This is a genomic window from Raineya orbicola (assembly GCF_002843425.1).
Lineage (GTDB): Bacteria > Bacteroidota > Bacteroidia > Cytophagales > Thermonemataceae > Raineya > Raineya orbicola.
In genome coordinates this window covers 1-19,354 of the sequence record NZ_NKXO01000003.1, presented here as the reverse complement: position 1 = coordinate 19,354, position 19,354 = coordinate 1, and the positions used below count along the sequence as shown (strand labels likewise).

General features: G+C 38.5%; 20 protein-coding genes. 10 read left to right on the top strand and 10 right to left on the bottom strand.

Annotation, left to right across the window (positions count from 1 at the left end; genetic code table 11):
• The 5 genes from Rain11_RS01125 to folP form a co-directional block, all read right to left on the bottom strand.
• Positions 1–990 (bottom strand): hypothetical protein, encoded by a 990-nt coding sequence (locus tag Rain11_RS01125; RefSeq protein WP_101357494.1) that lies wholly within the window; start codon positions 988–990, stop codon positions 1–3.
• A 21-nt stretch (positions 991–1,011) separates the two neighbouring features.
• On the bottom strand, positions 1,012–1,614 hold the full coding sequence (locus tag Rain11_RS01120) for an NUDIX domain-containing protein (RefSeq protein ID WP_101357493.1): 603 nt from the start codon (positions 1,612–1,614) through the stop codon (positions 1,012–1,014).
• Entirely contained in the window at positions 1,592–1,864 is a 273-nt protein-coding gene (gene purS / locus Rain11_RS01115) for a phosphoribosylformylglycinamidine synthase subunit PurS (RefSeq protein WP_101357492.1), read from the bottom strand. Before purS ends, Rain11_RS01120 begins: the two co-directional genes overlap by 23 nt.
• Positions 1,865–1,952: 88 nt before the next feature.
• The gene (cdaA, locus tag Rain11_RS01110; RefSeq protein ID WP_101357491.1) at positions 1,953–2,798 is read right to left on the bottom strand and encodes a diadenylate cyclase CdaA; all 846 of its coding nucleotides are present in this window, start codon (positions 2,796–2,798) and stop codon (positions 1,953–1,955) included.
• 2 nt (positions 2,799–2,800) lie between these two features.
• A complete protein-coding gene (gene folP, locus Rain11_RS01105) occupies positions 2,801–3,634 on the bottom strand; it encodes a dihydropteroate synthase (protein WP_101357490.1) in 834 nt (277 codons plus the stop codon).
• A gap of 89 nt (positions 3,635–3,723) precedes the next feature.
• On the opposite strand from folP, the gene Rain11_RS01100 reads away from it, so the two are divergent.
• From Rain11_RS01100 to porZ, 6 genes are all read left to right on the top strand, one after another.
• Positions 3,724–4,287, top strand: coding sequence for a SiaB family protein kinase (locus Rain11_RS01100; RefSeq protein WP_101357489.1), 564 nt, complete (start codon positions 3,724–3,726; stop codon positions 4,285–4,287).
• A 12-nt stretch (positions 4,288–4,299) separates the two neighbouring features.
• Positions 4,300–4,689: a DUF1987 domain-containing protein gene (locus Rain11_RS01095; protein WP_101357488.1), complete on the top strand. Its 390-nt coding sequence runs from the start codon at positions 4,300–4,302 to the stop codon at positions 4,687–4,689.
• A gap of 8 nt (positions 4,690–4,697) precedes the next feature.
• On the top strand, positions 4,698–5,729 hold the full coding sequence (gene ruvB, locus Rain11_RS01090) for a Holliday junction branch migration DNA helicase RuvB (protein ID WP_101357487.1): 1,032 nt from the start codon (positions 4,698–4,700) through the stop codon (positions 5,727–5,729).
• Positions 5,730–5,741: 12 nt separating this feature from the next.
• Positions 5,742–7,103 carry an APC family permease gene (locus Rain11_RS01085; protein WP_101357486.1) on the top strand — a complete coding sequence of 454 codons (1,362 nt, stop codon included), beginning with the start codon at positions 5,742–5,744 and terminating at the stop codon, positions 7,101–7,103.
• A 146-nt stretch (positions 7,104–7,249) separates the two neighbouring features.
• Positions 7,250–7,990 (top strand): LPS export ABC transporter ATP-binding protein, encoded by a 741-nt coding sequence (gene lptB, locus Rain11_RS01080; RefSeq protein WP_101357485.1) that lies wholly within the window; start codon positions 7,250–7,252, stop codon positions 7,988–7,990.
• Positions 7,983–10,256: a type IX secretion system anionic LPS delivery protein PorZ gene (gene porZ, locus Rain11_RS01075; RefSeq protein ID WP_101357484.1), complete on the top strand. Its 2,274-nt coding sequence runs from the start codon at positions 7,983–7,985 to the stop codon at positions 10,254–10,256. Before lptB ends, porZ begins: the two co-directional genes overlap by 8 nt.
• Here the strand turns inward: porZ and Rain11_RS01070 are convergent.
• On the bottom strand, positions 10,237–11,256 hold the full coding sequence (locus Rain11_RS01070) for a radical SAM protein (RefSeq protein WP_133121456.1): 1,020 nt from the start codon (positions 11,254–11,256) through the stop codon (positions 10,237–10,239). The genes porZ and Rain11_RS01070 overlap by 20 nt on opposite strands.
• A 75-nt stretch (positions 11,257–11,331) precedes the next feature.
• Here Rain11_RS01070 and Rain11_RS01065 point away from each other — a divergent pair, with 75 nt between their 5' ends.
• A complete protein-coding gene (locus Rain11_RS01065) occupies positions 11,332–11,946 on the top strand; it encodes a DNA-3-methyladenine glycosylase (protein ID WP_101357482.1) in 615 nt (204 codons plus the stop codon).
• Positions 11,947–11,948: 2 nt separating this feature from the next.
• Here Rain11_RS01065 and Rain11_RS01060 read toward each other — a convergent pair whose 3' ends face one another.
• From Rain11_RS01060 to Rain11_RS01045, 4 genes are all read right to left on the bottom strand, one after another.
• Positions 11,949–12,449, bottom strand: a complete 501-nt coding sequence (locus tag Rain11_RS01060) for an NADH-quinone oxidoreductase subunit C (protein WP_101357481.1) — start codon at positions 12,447–12,449, stop codon at positions 11,949–11,951.
• On the bottom strand, positions 12,446–13,675 hold the full coding sequence (locus Rain11_RS01055; RefSeq protein ID WP_101357480.1) for a sugar MFS transporter: 1,230 nt from the start codon (positions 13,673–13,675) through the stop codon (positions 12,446–12,448). Before Rain11_RS01055 ends, Rain11_RS01060 begins: the two co-directional genes overlap by 4 nt.
• A 36-nt stretch (positions 13,676–13,711) precedes the next feature.
• The gene (locus tag Rain11_RS01050; protein WP_243390519.1) at positions 13,712–14,818 is read right to left on the bottom strand and encodes a mannose-1-phosphate guanylyltransferase; all 1,107 of its coding nucleotides are present in this window, start codon (positions 14,816–14,818) and stop codon (positions 13,712–13,714) included.
• A 114-nt stretch (positions 14,819–14,932) separates the two neighbouring features.
• The gene (locus tag Rain11_RS01045; protein ID WP_101357478.1) at positions 14,933–16,024 is read right to left on the bottom strand and encodes a Glu/Leu/Phe/Val family dehydrogenase; all 1,092 of its coding nucleotides are present in this window, start codon (positions 16,022–16,024) and stop codon (positions 14,933–14,935) included.
• A 127-nt stretch (positions 16,025–16,151) separates the two neighbouring features.
• Here Rain11_RS01045 and Rain11_RS01040 point away from each other — a divergent pair, with 127 nt between their 5' ends.
• The 3 genes from Rain11_RS01040 (at position 16,152) to Rain11_RS01030 (ending at position 19,089) form a co-directional block, all read left to right on the top strand.
• A complete protein-coding gene (locus Rain11_RS01040) occupies positions 16,152–17,036 on the top strand; it encodes a DUF2279 domain-containing protein (protein ID WP_165778049.1) in 885 nt (294 codons plus the stop codon).
• A gap of 33 nt (positions 17,037–17,069) precedes the next feature.
• Complete coding sequence (locus tag Rain11_RS01035) at positions 17,070–17,843, top strand: energy transducer TonB (RefSeq protein WP_101357476.1); 774 nt, start codon at positions 17,070–17,072, stop codon at positions 17,841–17,843.
• Between the two features lie 154 nt (positions 17,844–17,997).
• Positions 17,998–19,089 carry a serine hydrolase domain-containing protein gene (locus Rain11_RS01030; protein ID WP_101357475.1) on the top strand — a complete coding sequence of 364 codons (1,092 nt, stop codon included), beginning with the start codon at positions 17,998–18,000 and terminating at the stop codon, positions 19,087–19,089.
• Positions 19,090–19,354: the final 265 nt, after the last annotated feature.

Below are 19,354 nucleotides of genomic sequence, written 5' to 3'. Positions count from 1 at the left end.
TTAGTTTGTAAGGTTGTGTTTTTTCAAAAACTGCTCATCAATATCTAATTTTTCACAGATTGTTCTTAAATCTATGCCTAACTCCAACATTACCTTGATACTTTTCACTCTTTCTTGTTCTTTTTCGTAGGCTAAATTTTCGGCTTTCAGTCTTTCTTGTTCTTTTTCTTTCTGCAATTTGTTTATTCTTTCCTCATATTCGTTCATTTCAGTAAGGTAATCGTCTTCGGCTATCATTTTATTTCTGAGTGTTTTTTCTTGTGCCGCTGCCTGTAATCTGCGTATAATAGGACGATATTTTTCAGGAAAATCCTCCTCTTTAACATTGAGAATATGAAAGTCTTCATCTCGGTGATGTTGGTCAAAAATGCTCAATACTTTTTCCAAATCACTCTGATAACGCTCTTTCAAATAAGGAATATTTACGATAATACCCTTGTGAAATAAGGAGGGAATAAAATATCCTTTTTCCTCTAAAATTTCTCCGTTGCGTTTGTCTTTTACGCAGGTATCTACTTCTACCACAGGAATTCCTTCGTATTCTTCCAATCCGTAGCCGAGAAAGAATATAGCATAAATCGGAATACCTGCTTTGTATTGCCTGCCTGTATTGCGGGAGGTTACCCACTGAAAATACTCTTTTTTCGCATACTGACTGCCCAAATAAGCCCTGAACCGAAGCATATCGCTGGTGAGTTTGCTTTTCTGAACTTCAATAATAATCAATTTTTCTTCGCCTGTTTCAGTGCGAATTTTAGCGGTGAAGTCAATGCGATAGACGGTCAGTCCTGATGAAAATTGAATAGAAGGATTTTCCTCCTGACGTTTTTTAGCAGTTTCAAAGTCAAAATCGGCGAGAAATTCTTGTGGCAAGAATACAAGTTCGGTGATTTCTTGCCCAATGAGAGCCGAAAGCAAGAGCTTGGCGACCTTGTTGTCTTCCATTAAATATTTGAATACTACATCATATAAAGGATTGAGAATTTGCATATTTCGAAATTTCCTGCAAATTTAGCTAATTCCTCTTAATTGACATACTTTCAATATGCCAATCATACTGATAGCATCAGTAATCTCATCAGCAAGAACCCAGTGTAAAGCGGTACTTAAATGCACTTTTTTTATTAAGAGTTGCTCGGTCTCTTCGGGTGCGTTATTTCCAAAACTCAGGTTTTCGGCAATGAAAACAAAACCTTCTTCATCTGTTACGGAATTAGATGTATGAATGCGAGCAATTTTTGTCCATTTTTCAGCGATAATTCCTGTTTCTTCCCATAGTTCCCTTTGGGCGGCTTCTAAAATTTGTTCATCAAAAGATTTTGACGAAGGTACAGCAATTTTACCACCTCCCATAGGTATTTCCCAGCTATACTCGTTGAGTGGATAACGATATTGACCTACTAACCACGTAAAGCCATTTTCATCAATTGGAATGATGCCAATTGCTTTATTTTTGAAGTTTACCGTGCCATAAATACCTTCGTTGCCACTGGGATTGATAACTTTGTCCTCGCGGACTTTAATCCAAGGGTTCTCGTAAATATCTTTGGATTGCAGAATTTGCCAAGGATTTTCAGTAGGTTTGGGCAAATTATCTTCTGATAATTTTTTCATTGATTTCTTGCAAAGTGTAAGAATAGCTTTCCATAATTGGGTTTGCCAAAAGCTCTGAACAGGCTTTTTCTACTTTTTCTTTGGCTTCTTGCTGACTGCTCGCTTCCAAAGAAAGCGTAATATGTTTTCCTACACGTACATCTTTGATTTCAGAGAGCTGAAGATGTTTTAAGCCAAGCAGTACGGCTTTACCCTGTGGATCTAATATTTCTTTCAAAGGCATTATGTTGATTTCGGCTATAAATTTCATTGCTTTTGTATTTTGGACGTAAAAATACTTTTTTATTGTGTTTCAAGGTAAAAATTTAGAGATTTTTTCTTTGAAGGGTTAAGTAAAATTACCTTTCTGCAACTTCTACGCTTACTTCTCTCATAGGTGGAGCAGAGGTTTTTTCTGCTAAATACTTGGTGAGTTTGGTGCGTAACTCCTGATAGCTCAAACCTTGATGTACTTCTCCATTTTTAGCAAGGGAGACTTGCCCTGTTTCTTCCGAAACTACTAACACCACTGCATCAGTTACTTCTGTTACACCGATAGCAGAACGGTGCCGTAAGCCCATAGTAGCGGGAATATGAGGGTTTTCGGAAACAGGTAAAATACAACGTGCCGCTACTACTCTCCCAGATTGCCCTACAATAACTGCCCCATCGTGTAAGGGGCTATATTTGTTGAATATAGAAAGAAGTAGCCTTTTAGAAAGTACAGCATCTAACATATCTCCCGACTCTGCGTAAAATTTCATATCTGTACTACGAGCAAAAACTATCAGAGCTCCTGTATTGCTACTACTCAATGCACGGGCGGCTTCTACTACGGCATTGATATCTACTTTACTTTTTTTGTTTTTACGCCAAGGCAAAGCGTCCCAGAAGTTATCATCTCCGAATACTTGCGAACGCCCCACCAAAAGCAAAAATTTACGAACTTCCTGCTGAAAAATGATAATCATAGCAATCACGCCAACGCCAAAGAATTGCCCTAAAATGTTTCCTAAAAGTTTGAGTTGCAATAAGTTTACGGCTAAATAGCCTATGCCCAACATTGCAATCCCCCAAAGAATACGTACGGCTATACTGCCTTTTAGAAGTTTGTAAAATTGGTAAATTAGGTAAGCTACGAGTAAGACATCTAAACCATCTACCCAAGTGAAATTGAAAAACCATATTTTGAATAAAAACCACATATTCAGCTTTCTAATAATTTTCGGTATAGAAGAATCGTTTCTTTGGCTTCTTTCACATCGTGAACTCTTAAAATTTTCGCTCCTTGCATCAGAGCAAACATATTGAGAGCCGTAGTGCCATTGAGAGCTTCGTAGGGACTGATAGATAGCGTCTTATAAATCATTGATTTACGTGATATTCCCACGAGCAGTGGCACTTGTAAGATTTGAAAATACGATAAATTTTTAAGTAGGAAAAAATTTTGGTTTATATTTTTGGCAAAGCCAAAACCCACATCAATGATGATGTCTTTCACCCCCAAGATACGTAATTTTTTGATTTTTTGTTCAAAAAAATGTAAAATTTCTAACAAAATATTTTCGTAATGGCACATTTGGCTCATAGTTTGCGGATTTCCTCGGCTGTGCATTAAGATATAAGGAACTTGTAAATGAGCAACTGTTTCAAACATTTTTTTATCAAGTTCTCCGCCTGAAACATCATTGATAATATTTGCTCCACTTTCAATAGCTCTTTGAGCTACTTCGGCTCGGAAAGTATCCACCGAAATCAAATTATCGGGAAAATTTCTGCGTATTGCCTCAATAGCAGGAATTACCCTTTGTAATTCTTCTTGCAAACTGACTTCGCTTGCCCCTGGACGTGTAGAATACCCTCCTATATCCAATATATTAGCTCCTTCCGAAAGCATTTTTTCAGCATTTTTGAGCAGTTCATCAATATTTTTTTGTCGGCTTCCTTCAAAAAAAGAATCAGGGGTGAGGTTCAAAATACCCATTATACAAGGTTTATCCAAGAGCAACAAACGTCCTTTGCTTTCAAGAGAAAAATTCATTTTTTCAAAAATTAAACAAAATCTTTTGCAAGTAAATTAGTTTTTTTTAGTTTTGGCAATAATTCCATCACCAAAAATTGTATAGGCTAATGAAAAAAGATTATAGCCAAGTGTATAATGAAATGCAAGATGAGAATTTTATCTTGTCTTACAAAGGGCAGGTGGGGTTTGTGCAAATTAATTCTTTGCTTCGTATCATTGAAGATAGACTTGAAACTGCCGAACAAAACCCTAAAACTCGCAAAAAAGTCTATAATATCGCAACCGAATGCTATCAGAATTTAAGTCATCATTTAGAAAAGCATAGTGAAGAAATAGGAATGAAAGGGCTTGCTGTGTTTGAAGCCTATCAGGATAAGTACATTATCGCTACAGGTAACTATGTTTTTAAGCAAAGCGAGCAAAAAATTAAAGAAAAAATTGATTATATCAACTCTTTGAGCAAAGAAGAATTACGAGAGTACCATAAACAAATACTTGGTAGTGAGGGCTTTTCGGAAAAAGGCACAGCAGGGTTGGGTTTTGTGGATATTGCCCGTAAATCGGAGGGTAACTTACGATATGAGTTTAGTCATTTAGATGATAACTTAGCTTTTTTTACCTTGAAAGTAGAAATTCCAAGAATTGAAAACAAACAGGAACATTCGTCTTAAATAGCATTTTTTATGGAAAGCTTGAAAATTGAAAAAACGCTCAATACTCCCTTTGTACATTTAGATCCTGATACAGGAAAGTTGGAAATAAAAGGGCGTTCTGTACCAGAAAACCCCTTGGAGTTCTACACGCCTATCAACGATTGGCTGGAACGCTTCAAAGCACAAGCGGCTGAAAGAGTTTTAAGCCTTGATGTAGAATTAGAATATTTCAACACAAGTTCTTCCAAATGTTTGCTTGATGTATTCAAAAAAATAGCCCAACTGAAAGCATCGGGAGCCGCCGTAGAAATAAACTGGTGGTGCGAAGAGTTTGATGACGATATGATTGAAGCGGGTAAAGATTATCAAGATCTTTTGGAAAATATTACCTTCAATATCAGAATTATTGCAGAGCAGTAAAAAAAATTATGCGTAAAGATTACCTCACGGGTGAGGAAGAAAAACTTTCGCCTTCGGATAGAGAGATAGAAAAGGCTTTGCGTCCTTTGAGTTTTGAGGATTTTACAGGGCAAGAAAAAATCGTTGAAAACTTGCGTATATTTGTACTTGCCGCCAAACAACGCAAGGAAGCCCTTGACCACGTCCTTCTACACGGACCGCCCGGATTAGGAAAAACAACACTTTCTAATATCATTGCCAATGAGCTTGGAGTAGAAATGATGACTACTTCGGGACCAGTATTAGATAAGCCCAGCGATTTGGCAGGTTTGCTCACAAAACTCAATTCTAATGATGTACTTTTCATAGATGAGATTCATCGCCTCAATCCTATTGTAGAGGAGTATTTGTACTCTGCAATGGAAGATTACAAAATTGATATAATGCTGGACTCAGGTCCGAATGCTCGTACCGTGCAAATAGGGCTAAATCCTTTTACGCTCATCGGAGCAACGACGCGTTCAGGTCTGCTGACAGCCCCTTTGAGAGCCAGATTTGCCATCAATGCTCGTCTGCAATATTATGATGCTCATTTGCTCACCCAAATTGTCAAGCGTTCTTGCAAAATTTTGGGTGTAAAAATTGAGGAGGAAGCCGCCTACGAAATTGCCCGCCGTAGTAGAGGCACGCCTCGTATTGCTAATAACTTACTTCGCCGCATTCGTGATTTTGCACAAGTCAAAGGGAATGGCAATATAGATTTGGCTATTGCTGATGTAGCTTTACAAGCTCTGGAAGTAGATAAAAACGGACTGGACGAAATGGATAATCGTATTCTGCAAACCATTATTCATAAGTTCAAGGGAGGACCCGTGGGTATTACTACTATCGCTACGGCTTGCGGTGAGGAGGCAGAAACTATTGAAGAAGTGTATGAACCTTTCCTAATACAAGAAGGCTACATCAAAAGAACTTCAAGGGGTAGAGAAGCTACCGAAAAAGCCTATAAACATTTAGGAATTAGCCAATTTACTAAACAAAACGATTTATTTGAAGATTAAAAACCTTTTCCAATGTCTTTTCGCAAGGAAATTCGTTTATTTGATGCCGTAATGCTCGTAGCAGGTACAATGATTGGCTCGGGCATTTTTATTGTAAGCTCTGATATTGCCCAAAAAACGCAGTCTGTTTTCGGTTTATTGATAGTTTGGCTTATTACAGGGCTTATTACAATGGCAGGAGCTTTGAGCTATGGCGAACTTGCCGCTATGATGCCCCAAGCAGGAGGGCAATATGTATTTTTGCGTAAGACTTACAATTCGCTCATTGCGTTTTTGTATGGCTGGACGGTACTGGCGGTCATTCAGACAGGCACAATTGCGGCAGTGGCGGTAGCTTTCGCCAATTTTACAGGAAATCTTTTTCCGTTTATTAGTAAAAACAACAAAATCATAGAAATAGGCAATTTTAGCATTGCTACTAATCAAATTTTGGCAATTATCGTGATTTGGCTACTCACTTTCATCAATACCAAAGGCGTAAAATACGGAACGCTGATTCAAAATCTTTTTGGTAGTACCAAAATTATCGCCTTGGCTTTACTTTTGCTCATTATCTTTGTTTTTGGTAGAAATGTTGTGGCTATCAGTGAAAATTTTGGAAAATATTGGGCTTTGCCTGAAAATGTTTCACTTGCAGAGTATTTGCCTTTGTTTGCAGTAGCAATGATTGGTTCGTTATTTTCCAGTGATGCTTGGAATAATATCAGTTTTGCAGGTGATGAAATTGTCAATGCTGAAAAAACCATTCCTCGCAGTTTGGCAATAGGTACAGGGCTTGTAACACTGATTTATTTGCTTACCAATGTTGCCTATTTGATAGCTTTACCCTTTCCACAAATACAAAGCAATGAATTAGTAGCAACTGCCGCCGCCTCGCAGGTTTTAGGGCAAATAGGCTTACTCTTGGTAAGCGTTTTGATAATGATTTCTACTTTTGGCTCTGATAATGGCTGTATTCTTTCGGGGGCGAGGGTGTATTATGCTATGGCAAAAGATGGAGTATTTTTTTCGGCATTGGGCAAACTAAATAAAAATGATGTACCTCAGAATGCTTTGGTAGTGCAGGCAATTTGGGCTTCGGTTTTGTGTCTTTCGGGGGCGTATAGCGACTTGTTGGGGTATGTGATGTTTGCCGTGATGCTTTTTTACTTTCTGACTATTCTTGCAGTGTTTATTTTGCGTAAAAAAATGCCTGACTTGCCTCGTCCTTACAAAGCTGTAGCGTATCCTTTTTTACCTGCTTTGTATTTGGTTTTGATAACTATCATTAGCATTATTTGGTTGATTTACGAACCTTACACACGTTACGGCTTTCTGATTGTACTTTCGGGTTTGCCTGTTTATGTGTGGTTAAAAAAGAAAAGACAAGACTAATGGGCTATTCCTTGCGAATTTTGGCGAATTTTGGCTAATTTTGCAAAAATAAAGCACAAGCTATAAGCCAATAAAAGTTTTATAGAAGGCATTTACAGGAAAAATTGGAATACATTTTGCTACTATCAGCGAAAAATGAGAGAAATATGCAACTTCGGGCAGAGAATTTGGTCAAAAAGTACGGTAAGCGTTATGTAGTAAATCACGTTTCTATTCAGGTAGAGCAAGGGAAAATTGTGGGACTTCTCGGACACAACGGAGCAGGTAAAACCACTTCTTTCTATATGACCGTGGGGCTTGTAAAACCCGATGAAGGCAAAATTTTTTTAGATGATGAGGATATTACGCAACTGCCTATGTTCAAAAGGGCAAGAATGGGTTTGGGTTATTTGGCACAAGAGGCTTCGGTTTTTAGAAATTTGAGCGTAGAAGATAATATCAAAGCCGTTTTGGAAATGACAAACCTTTCCAAGCAAGAGCAAAAAGAGCGTACAGAAGCCCTTTTAGAGGAATTTAATCTTACTCACGTCAGAAAAAGTATGGGGAAAGTGCTTTCAGGAGGAGAACGCAGACGCACCGAAATTGCAAGAGCTTTGGCTACGAATCCTAAATTTATTTTGCTTGATGAACCTTTCGCAGGGGTAGACCCACTAGCAGTTGAGGAAATTCAAAAGATTGTCTATAAGTTGAAATTCAAAAATTTGGGCGTACTTATCACTGACCACAATGCCGATGAAACTCTTTCTATTACCGACTGGGTTTATGTAATGAGTGCAGGAAAAGTTTTCAAAGAAGGCGTTCCCGAAGATTTGGTAAATGATAAGGAAGTAAGAGCTAAATATTTGGGCGAATTGTACGAATTCAAAAGAAAAAGGTTTGATGTCTGAAATGAAAAAAGTAACTGTTTTTTGCCTGATTTTTCAAGTTTTTACCTACGCTTTGGCTCAAGAAAATATCCCTTTGGGTACGTGGCGAGTGCATTTGCCTTATCGCTCTGTAAAATCTTTGGCGGCGAGTGAAAGTAAAATCTATGCAGTGGCTCAATCGGGGCTTTTTGTGTATGATTTGCAAGAAAATAGCACGCAAATTCTTTCTAAAAGCGATGGTCTTGCCGAAGCCCAAGCCTCGCAAATTGCTTATTCTGTTGAATATCAAAAACTCATTGTGGGTTATTTTAATGGAAATATTGATTTGATTGCAGGTAGAAATATCATCAATTTGCCTGCTATTCGTAATTCTACACAAGTTGCTGAAAACCTAAAAAACATCAATCATATCTTTTTGCAAGGGCGTTGGGCTTATTTAGCAACTAATTTCGGAGTGGTGGTAGTAGATTTAGAAAAAAACGAAATTCGCGAAACTTGGCGAAATTTAGGCACAGGAGGAAGTAATTTAGCCGTGAATGCGATTGCCTCTGATGGCTTACGTTTCTATTTGGCAACCCCACAAGGGGTGCGTTTTGCGAGTGTTTCGGCAAATTTGCAAGACTTCAATAGTTGGCAGTTTTTTGGAGTAAGTAGCGGCTTGCCTGCAAATGTAGCAGTGCAAAACATTGCCTTTTCGCATAATCTCTTATATGTTTCATTAGAAGGTTTTGGCTTGTACAAACTCATTAATCCTACTACTTGGCAAGCGGTAACAGGTATGCCTATCAATGGCTACAATAATTTACAAAATATTGATAATCAAATTGCTGTATTGCAAAATAACCAAGTAATTTGGCTCAATACATCAGGTATAGTGGGCAATCTTTCAAATCCACTTTTTCAAAAAATAAACGCTATTCAAAAAATAAACAATCGTTTTTGGTTGGCTGATGCTATCAATGGATTGCTTTCTGATTGGGAAGGGAGTTTCAGGTCTTACAGCCCTAATGGGACTTTTAGCATAAGAAACTGGAAAAATTTTTATTTTGCGGGAAAAATAGTTGCTCTTTCAGGGGGGTACAATAGCAGTTATGCTAATTTGAATAATACCGATGGCTTTGATATTTTCAGTGAGGGATTTTGGCAGAGTTATCATTTTCAGAATTTGTCTAATACCTTGCCGATGCCTTTTGCTTTTGATTTGAATTGTGCCGCTTACAACGCTTCTCAAAAAACCTTAACACTTGGCTCATTTGGTAACGGAATTATTCAGCAAAACACAGAAACAGGAACTTTTAGCGTCATTGATGAAACTACCCCTAATACGCCTTTTTTTGGGGCTTCTGATGTAAAAGTTTCCGCCCTGACCACAGACCGTCAGGGTAACTTGTGGGTTGGTAGATATGGAGCAACCAATTCTTTGCTTTGCCGTAGAACTGATGGCACTTGGCAAAGTTTTGGTTTCAATAGTGCTACACGCTTTCCCGAGGATATTGTCGTGGATTTTAGAGGCTACAAATGGATAAGACTTTCGCCTATACCTTCCGCCACAGGTGTATGGGTGTGTGATACCGAAGGCGGGCAAAACAAACATCTTACCCCTACAAATGGCAAACTGACAAACCCAAATATTCTTTCTATTGCTATTGACCGCAATGGTGTTCTCTGGCTCGGTTCTGAAAGTGGTGTAATGACCGTTTTTAACCCTCAAAATGTTTTTAACAGCAATTTTGAAGTTACTTTTCCTATTTTTGAGCGAAGACAATTGCTCGAGAGTATTGCCGTAACGGCTATTGCCATAGACGGAGCCAATCGGAAATGGTTTGGCACTCACAAAAATGGCGTATATCTTTTTGATGCTACTGTAAGCAAACTTTTAGCTCATTTTACTACAGAAAATAGTCCGCTGATTTCCAATCAAATTCGTCATATTAGCATCAATGATAGAAACGGAGAAGTTTTTATTACCACCAATCAGGGTTTATGCTCTTACCGAGAAGGGGTTACGGTAGCCTCCGAAAATTTGGGTAAAGTAAAAGTTTTCCCTAATCCTGTAAAGCCCGATTTTTCGGGTTTGGTGGGTATTGAAGGACTTGCCGAAAATGCAGAAGTCAAAATTACTGATGTTTCAGGAACGCTCATTTATCAAACTACTGCCAAAGGTGGTACAGCTACGTGGAATCTTAGAGACTACAACGGCAGACGTGCCGCACCGGGTATTTATTTGGTTTTTTCTGTAAATGCCGAAGGCGAGGCAGGAGAGGTAGCTAAAATTGCAGTGCTTTGAGATGTGCCTCTAATTGCTTGCGAAAAGGAATTTGTAAAACTTTTTTGTAACGATTGCACTGCACACAAGGAATATCTGCTCGGGCAGGTACTTCGCCTAAAAGCATTTTTTTAGCATACAAATATTTTTCTGATTGCAATAAATTTTCCAAACCTTCCTGAAAAACATTACCAAAGTCGCCAAAATGATTAACGCAACAGCCTAAAAGTTTGCCGTCCCAATTGATTTGCGGAGCAGACCATAACTGAAAGCAAGCAGGTGAATACAGCTTTCGGTTTTTTTGTTCAAATTCTGTGATAGTGCTTGCTCCCATTTCTTGGGCAACGTATTCAGCATTGCGAATAGGAAACTTTTTAGGTGAATAATTGAATTTCAACTTGAAACCCATTTTTAGCTCTTTTGCCAAATTTCTTGCCTTGCTGATTTCGTGTTCGTTATGCCCAAAAATAATAAACTGCCATTTCAGTTTTGGGTAAGGGCTTTGATATTTTGCCTTGTAAAAATTGATTTTTCGGATATTTTCTAAAACTTTTTCAAAACTCCCGCCAATTCGGTAAATCTGGTAGGTTTCTTCGCTTGCTCCATCAATGGAAACTTTGATTTTCTCAAAGCGATATTTTACAAGGGCTTCGGCGGTGCTATCGGGCAAATGATTGAGGTTAGTTCCATTGAGGGCAGTGAGTTTGATATTTTTTTCATAAGCAAGCCGTAAAATTTCCTCAATGTGTGGGTGCAAGAAAAGTTCGCCATAATTAGAAAGCTCAAGGCTCTTGATTTGTGGATTTTGGCTTAAAAAGGTTTTGAAATTTTCTAAACTCAAATGCCCCCAACCAATAGCGGAGTGTTTTCGGTGATAGTGCGTTCCTGTAAGGCACAAAGGGCATTTGAGTTGGCATTTGCTACTTACTTCTAAACGCAAATGCTCACTTTGCCACCAAGATGAGAGATTTTTATTTTTTTGTTGGAACAAGCTTTGCCAAAACCTTTTTACTAAAAACATTGAATTGCTTCTTTTTGTAATTTTAAGCACTTTTTCAAAGTTACGAAAAATGAGTGGTTTTTGAAGTGGAATTTTATGCAAAAACTTTCCAAAGAATTTTACACAAGAGATGATGTAGTGCAAATAGCCAAAGATTTATTAGGCAAGTATCTTTTTACAAAAATAAATGGAGTGATTACCGCAGGAAAAATTGTAGAGACGGAAGCCTATTGTGGCAAAACTGATAAAGCCTGCCACGCTCACCGAAATCGCTACACGGAACGCACCCGAATTATGTTTGAGGAAGGAGGTAGGGCGTATGTGTATTTGTGTTATGGTATGCATTCGCTTTTTAATGTGGTTACAAATATAAAAGGCGAAGCAGATGCCGTTTTGGTGCGAGCCATTGAACCTGTGGAAGGAATTGAAATAATGCTTGAAAGGCGAAATTTTGCGAAAATCAAACCACAACTCACGGCAGGACCCGGTGCCTTATCACAGGCTTTGGGAATAGGCAGGGAGCATTATGGAGAAATTCTTTGGGGAGATACCATTTGGATAGCTGAAAATCAGTTTTGCCGAGAAAATTTTGAAATTCTTACTTCTACGCGTGTAGGAATTGCATATGCACAAGAAGATGCCTTTTTACCTTGGCGATTTCGCATCAAGGGCAATGCTTGGGTAAGCCGAGCCAAAGGAGTGGGGGAGTGAAGTTAGTATTTTACTTGTATGCCGTGATAATTCTCTTGTGGAACATAATCTTTGCGAAGCGGGTGTCCTTGCCAATCGGCGGGGAGCAAGATACGCCGTAAATCAGGGTGGTTGGTAAAACGAATACCAAGTAAATCGTAAATTTCTCTTTCGTGCCAATCGGCGGCTTTCCATATGTGGCTAATCGTAGGAACTTCGGGGAGAGGCTCATTTTCAGCGTTGCGAGGCACAATTACTTTCAAAATCACCCAATGGTTGTAAGGAATGGAATACAAGTGATAAATTACTTCCATTGTTCCTGCTTCTTTGCCGTTGTCTATGCCTGTAATGCAAGAAAGGAAATCTAAATAGGTTTGTGGATTTTGTTGCAGAAAAAAGCAAATTTCAGGCAAAAGTTCGCAAGGAACTTGCCAAATCGTTTGTGGGGAGCGTTTGTCTTCGGCAAGAATACAATTTTCGCCAAATTGGACTTGTAAAAGTGATTTGATTTCTTCACTACTCATCGCCAAGAACGTTTTTTATAGCCTTTTATTCCATAATAAGCAATAAAAGCATAAGCAGGAATGAGTATGATGTAGGCAAATTGTTCGTTTTTGAGCCAATCTGCTATGCCACCATACATTAGGGGCATCAAAGCACCACCCGCTATCGCCATAATCAGCAAAGCCGAACCTTTGGGAGTATTTTTGCCTAAATCGGCTATGGCAAGCGGAAAAATAGCAGGCCACATCACCGAGTTAGCCAGTCCTAAAAGTGCTACCGACATTACAGAAACAGATTTTTCTGTAATAAGAATAAAAATGCTGAAAACTATGCCCAAAATTGCCGAAATAGCAAGCACTTTTGCTTGTGAAAGAAAGCGAGGAATAGTAAAAATAGCTATCACATAACCCACAAGCATACCCGCAAGCGTAAAAGAAGTAAAAAACTTCGCTTCTTGTTTGTTGTATCCCCACGAAATTCCATACTGAATAATCGTATCACCTGCAATTACTTCTACGCCTACGTACAAAAAGAGGGCTATCACACCCAAAACCAGTTGAGGATATTGCCACAAAGATTTTGAACTATCACTTTCTTTGCTTTCAGGGGCTACATTAGGCAATGAAACAAAGCGTATCATCACGGCAAGCAGTATAAGTACAAAAGCCATTATGCCGTAAGGTTCAATAACTTTGCTGGCAAGGTCGGTTAGGATTTGAGCTTTTTGGGTGATTGTTGCAGTAGAAAGTTCTTTTTCAATGCTTTCAATATCGCTGAAAACAATAAAACCCAACACAATCGGACTAATGATGCCTGCGGTTTTGTTGGCAATGCCCATAATACTAATACGTTGGGCGGCACTTTCGGGCTTACCTAGTATAGCCACAAAAGGATTGACGGCAGTTTGCAAAATTGCTAGTCCCGTACCTTGTACAAATAACCCTGCTAAAAAAACTTCATACATTCTATTTTCGGCGGCGGGAATAAAAATAATTGAGCCAATAGCCATTATCAATAAACCCCAAGCCATTCCTTTCTGAAAGCCAACTTTTTCCAAAAACCAAGCCGAAGGCAAAGCCATCACAAAGTAAGAAATGTAAAAAGCAAAAGCTACTAAATAGGCTTGCCAATTACTTGGCAATTCGCAAACTATTTTCAAATAAGGAATAAGCACACTATTGAGCCAAGTTACAAAGCCAAATACAAAAAAGAAAATCCCAAAAATTACCAGTGCGAAACGATACATAAGAAAAGTGAAAAATTAAAACCACACAATAGCTTTTTATACAAAATCTTGCCCCTTTTTTTCGGCAATGCTTACAAACTCTTTGACACTCTGTTCTTCATCTTTGGGGCAAATCATTAGGGCATTTTCGTATTCGGCAACAATAAAGTTTTTCAAACCTTTCACAATCACCAAACGATTATCAGGTGTTTGAATGATGCAGTTTTCGGTATCCAAAGCTACTACATTGCCTTTGATAACATTTTCTTTTTCATCTTTGGGGCTTAATTCAAAAAGAGATTTCCACGTTCCTAAATCTGACCAACCAAAATTTGCAGGCATTACAAAAACGTGTTCTGATTTTTCCATAATACCATAATCTATGGAAATAGCTCGGCATTGCGTATAAGCCTTTTCAACGGCTTTGTTTTCGTTTTCTGTAAAAAAAGTGTCTTTTATTTCCCAAAAAGCCTCATAAATATCGGGTAGGTGTTTTTCAAATTCTTTGAGAATAGTTTGAGCATTCCAAATGAAAATTCCCGAATTCCAAAGAAAATCACCGCTACGTAAAAATTCTATCGCAAGCTCTAAGGGGGGTTTTTCGGCAAAAAGTTTTACTTTTTTAATAGGCGAGCTGATGCCTAAAATCTTTTTCCAAAGCGTAGTTTTTTCTTCGCAATATTGAATGTAGCCGTACCCTGTATCGGGGCGAGAGGGTTGTATGCCCAAAGTTACCAAAATATCTTTTTGAGCGGTTTCTTTGAGGGCTTTCTGAATAGTTTTGGTAAATTCTTTTTCATTGCTAACGTAATGGTCGGCAGGGGAGACTACTAAATTAGCTTTTTTATCTTTTTGAAAAATTTTGAAAGCACTATACGCAATGCAAGGGGCAGTATTTCGCCGACTGGGTTCAAGGATAAATTGATGTGGGGCGAGGTTGGGTAACTGCTCGTAGAGTAAATTTTCGTGTTCCCGACTTCCTACAATGTAAATGTTTTCAGCAGAGCAAATCTGCTCAAAACGTTCTACGGTTTGCTGAATGAGCGTTTTCCCTGTGCCCAAAATGTCGTGAAACTGCTTAGGAAAACGCTGACGACTAAAAGGCCAGAACCTTGTGCCTATGCCCCCTGCCATTATTACAGCGTACCAATGTTTTGATGCCATTCTTTTGCGTAAATATTTGAGGTTGAAGGTCTAAATGAAAATATACAAAGTTTGAAACTTATTTCTTTTTGCTTTCTCTTGTCTCTTGCTTCCTGTCTCTTGTCTCTTTTTTACTCACTTTTTACGATTAAAAGCATTAGCATTCAATCGGGCAATAGCTTCCATACGCCTGTGAGCGAGTGCTACTGCGGCTTGGTGTGTATTGATGTTTTCTTTTTCAGCAGTTTCAATAATATCAGTAGTGAATTGATAAATTCTTTCGGTTTGTTCGTAGGCTCTTTGTTCGTTATACACGGGCATTGCAATTTCGCAATAAACATTGATAATACCGCCTGAATTGATAAGGAAATCAGGGGCGTATAAGATGCCTTTGCTTGCACACATATCAGCGTGGCGATTTTCATCAGCAAGTTGGTTGTTGGCGGCACCCGCAATGATTTTACATTTAAGTTTGCTTAAAGTTTCATCATTTATGGTTGCACCCAACGCACAAGGGGCGTAAATATCCATTTCTACATCGTAAAATTTATCTTTATCTACAATTTGCACTTGTGGAAATTTGTTTTTGATAGCTTGCAAGCGGTCTTCGTAAATATCTGAAATCAGCACTTGGGCGTTTTCTTTGATGAGATGCTCAACAAGGTTTTGTCCTACGTGTCCTACGCCTTGTACGGCAATTTTTTTGCCTGCCAAACTTTCAGAACCATACACTTTTTTGGCACAAGCCTTCATTGCAATATACACGCCATAAGCAGTAAAAGGGGAAGGGTCGCCACTACCGCCTAAACTTTTAGGTTTTCCTGCTACGAAAGGGGTTTCCATTGATACAAATTCCATATCTTGGGTGCTTATGCCAACATCTTCGGCGGTGATATACTTTCCGCCCAAGCTATCTACAAAACGCCCAAAAGCTCTGAAAAGTGCTTCGGATTTATGTTTGCGAGCATCACCAATAATTACGGCTTTGCCCCCGCCAATATTTAAGCCTGCTACGGCATTTTTGTAGGTCATACCTCGTGAAAGTCGCAGAACATCATTGAGTGCTTCGGCTTCGGAATTGTAAAGCCACATACGCGTACCGCCTGCGGCAGGTCCGAGAGTAGTATTATGAATAGCAATAATGGCTTTTAGCCCTGTGTGAGGGTCGTTGCAGAAAACAACCTGCTCGTGCTGATGAAGGTTTAATTGTTCAAAAATAGATTGCATTTGCGTAGTTTTTGGTTTTCAAAAAAGTACGCAAAGTTATTTTTATTCCTCAAAAAGTGCAAAAAAAACTTACTTAAATGATAAAGAACTTGATAGAATTTAAGTAAATTGCGTAAAAATTGCTCTTGTGAAATTTAGCTTTTCATTTCTTATAGCTCTGCTATTTTCTTTTCACCTTTCAGCCCAAGATACGCTTACGAAGCCACTGCATAAAAAACGTTTGTACTGGATAATAGGGGCAGGTGGAGCAACTTATGCGGGTTCTTTGGTGCTTCTGAATGAGGCTTGGTATAAAAACAGCCCTCGCACGCAGTTTCATTTCTTTGACGACAACCCCCAATGGCGACAAATAGATAAAATCGGACACGCCTACTCGGCATATCATATCAGTCGTGCCAGTACCGAGCTATTTCAATGGGCAGGCTTGCAACGCAAAAAGGCTATGCTTTGGGGAGCTATTACCAGCCAAATCCTGATGACACCTATTGAAATTTTTGATGGCTTTTCTGCTTCTTATGGAGCTTCTTGGGGTGATTTGCTCGCTAATTTTTCAGGGGCATTGCTTTGGTGGGGACAGGGGCAACTATGGCAAGAACCACATCTGCATTTCAAATTTTCTTTTTCACAAAGCCCATATGCAAGTTTGCGTCCTAATGTATTGGGCAAAAACTTGTCCGAACAAATTCTCAAAGACTACAACGGGCAAACTTATTGGCTTTCGGTAGATTTGGCTTATTTTGTGAAAAGTAAAAAATTTCCTGCTTGGCTAAATCTTGCTTTGGGTACAGGAGCCAGCGAAATGGTTTATGCTCGTGAGCCTGAAAATAATGCGAATGGATTTCAATCGTACAGACGTTTTTATTTGGGGGTAGATTTTCATTTGCAGAATATTCCTACCAAAAATCGTCTGCTGAAAAAAATTTTTTGGACGCTCGGCACTATTCGTTTGCCTGCTCCTGCTTTGGAATATAATTTTAGAAATGGATTTCATTGGCATTGGCTTTATTTTTGATAGAAAGTTGTTTAGAAAAATTATTCACAGGCTATGCTATTTGAACTTACAGAAATTATTTTTGAAAATCGCAACAAACTTTACGGAGCGTATTATTTGCGAAAAAATTATCATAAAGCTCTTACCATAGGTTTTCTTACGAATTTACCGCTTATTTTACTTTTAGCTCTTGATGTAAAATTTTTTTCTAAAAGTAATTCCCCAACTACTTCCAAGCCGCAAGGACAAGAATTTATGCTACAAGTGCAAGAAGTTGAATTACAGGACATCAATTTTGAGGAAACGCCTATTTTGCTTTTACCGCAAACACCGCCGCCTCCTAAAAACGAAACTGAACCTCAAAAAAACTCAGAAAAAAATACAGAAAATAACCAAGAAATCAGTGTCGTTGAAGATATTACACAAAATAAAACACCCCAAAATGAGAAAGGCTCTACTTCAACAGAAAATAAACCTAACAAGGATACCCTCCCAAACTCTACTTCGTCTGAAAGCAATCATAACGAGCCAGCTCAAACTTATTCGCCTGATATGTGGAGCGTGTATGTGAAAAAGAATTTACGCTATCCACCCCAAGCACTGCGAGAACGTAAAGAATGCAATGTATTTGTAGCAGTAGTGATTGATGAAACTGGCAAAATGGAAATAGATAAAGAGCGTGCAAATTTTAGTTGTGAAGAGTATTTTAATGAGGAAGTTCGCAGGCTTATTGCGAATGCACCTCGTTTTATTGTGTTTGACGCATCAGGAAAGCCCCAAAAAAAGAAACTAATGCTCAAAATTCCTTTTGAGTTACCTAAAAATTAGACAATGAGACAAATATATTTGGGAAATAGGAGACAGGAAACAGGAAACAGGATTTTGCGTCTCCTAACTTCAATCTTTTGAAGGCTAAATTCAAAAAACTGATACTGATTAAACCTTTCGTTCAATTTTTCGTCTAACCAAAAATTTGAACTTTATGAGAAAAATACTTTTACTTTTGCTAATATTTTTGGTAGGCTTTTCTTGCAAGAAAAAAGATACAAAACCAGCTATCCCTACTGATTTATATTTTCCTCCTTTGCAAAGTACAACTTGGGAACAAATCAAACCTGAAGATTTAGGTTGGAACACCGCCAAAATAGCAGATTTAGAAAATATTTTACAACAAAATGGTACAAGAGCTTTTATTGTTCTAAAAAACGGCAGAATTGTCATAGAAAAATACTACAATAACGACCTTTTCGGACAGCCCTTTACACAAAATAGCATTTGGTATTGGGCTTCAGCAGGCAAATCACTTACTGCTACTATTGTAGGAAAAGCCCAAGAGGAGAACTTTCTGAATATCAATCAAAAAACCTCTGACTTTTTAGGTACAGGCTGGACAAGCCTCACACCTGCCCAAGAAAGCCAAATTACCATTCGTCATCAACTCACTATGACCACAGGACTTGATGATGCCGTAAGTAACCCCGATTGCACAACCCCTAATTGTCTGACTTTCAAAGCAAGTGCAGGCTCTCGTTGGGCGTATCATAATGCCCCTTACACACTTTTGAGCAAAGTTGTGGAAAATGCCACAGGACAAACCTATAACAATTACTTTGCAAGCCGTATTCGTGATAAAATTGGTATGGACGGCTCTTGGAATAGTCAGAATTTTAATAACGTGTACTACAGCACGGCTCGGTCTATGGCACGCTTTGGCATACTGATTTCTGCCAAAGGTAAATGGCAAAATGAAACCATTCTAAACGATACCAACTACTTGGAAGCAATGATAAATACCTCGCAAAATCTCAATCAGAGCTATGGCTATTTGTGGTGGCTTAATGGTAAAAACTCCTTTATGATACCTCAATCACAATTGGTTTTTAGTGGAACTATTTGTCCGTATGCTCCCGCAGATATGTATGCGGCTGTTGGTAAAAATGGACAAATCCTGAATATTGTACCCAGTCAGAACCTCATTGTAGTGCGTATGGGAATGGGAGGCTCTACTACCTCATTAGTTGCCTTTGATATTCAAAATCAGATTTGGGAAAAGTTGAGTGAAGTAATCAGGTAAATACCAATCAGCTAATGCAAGCATAATTCTACTTTTACAAGAAACAACTTGCCTTCATCATCAAAAATCTGTGCAAAATTTTTATCTTTGCAAGGAAATTTCCCTTTCAATGAAAAAATACATTTTTATTGTTGGTTTTTTAGTCCTCCGACAAAAGTTGAATAGTTTTTACAAGTTGTGGATATTGGGTATCATTTAAGAGGCAATATTGCAAAAACAGGAAACCATACCTAAAAAAAGAGAACTCTCTACGCCCGTTAGGACA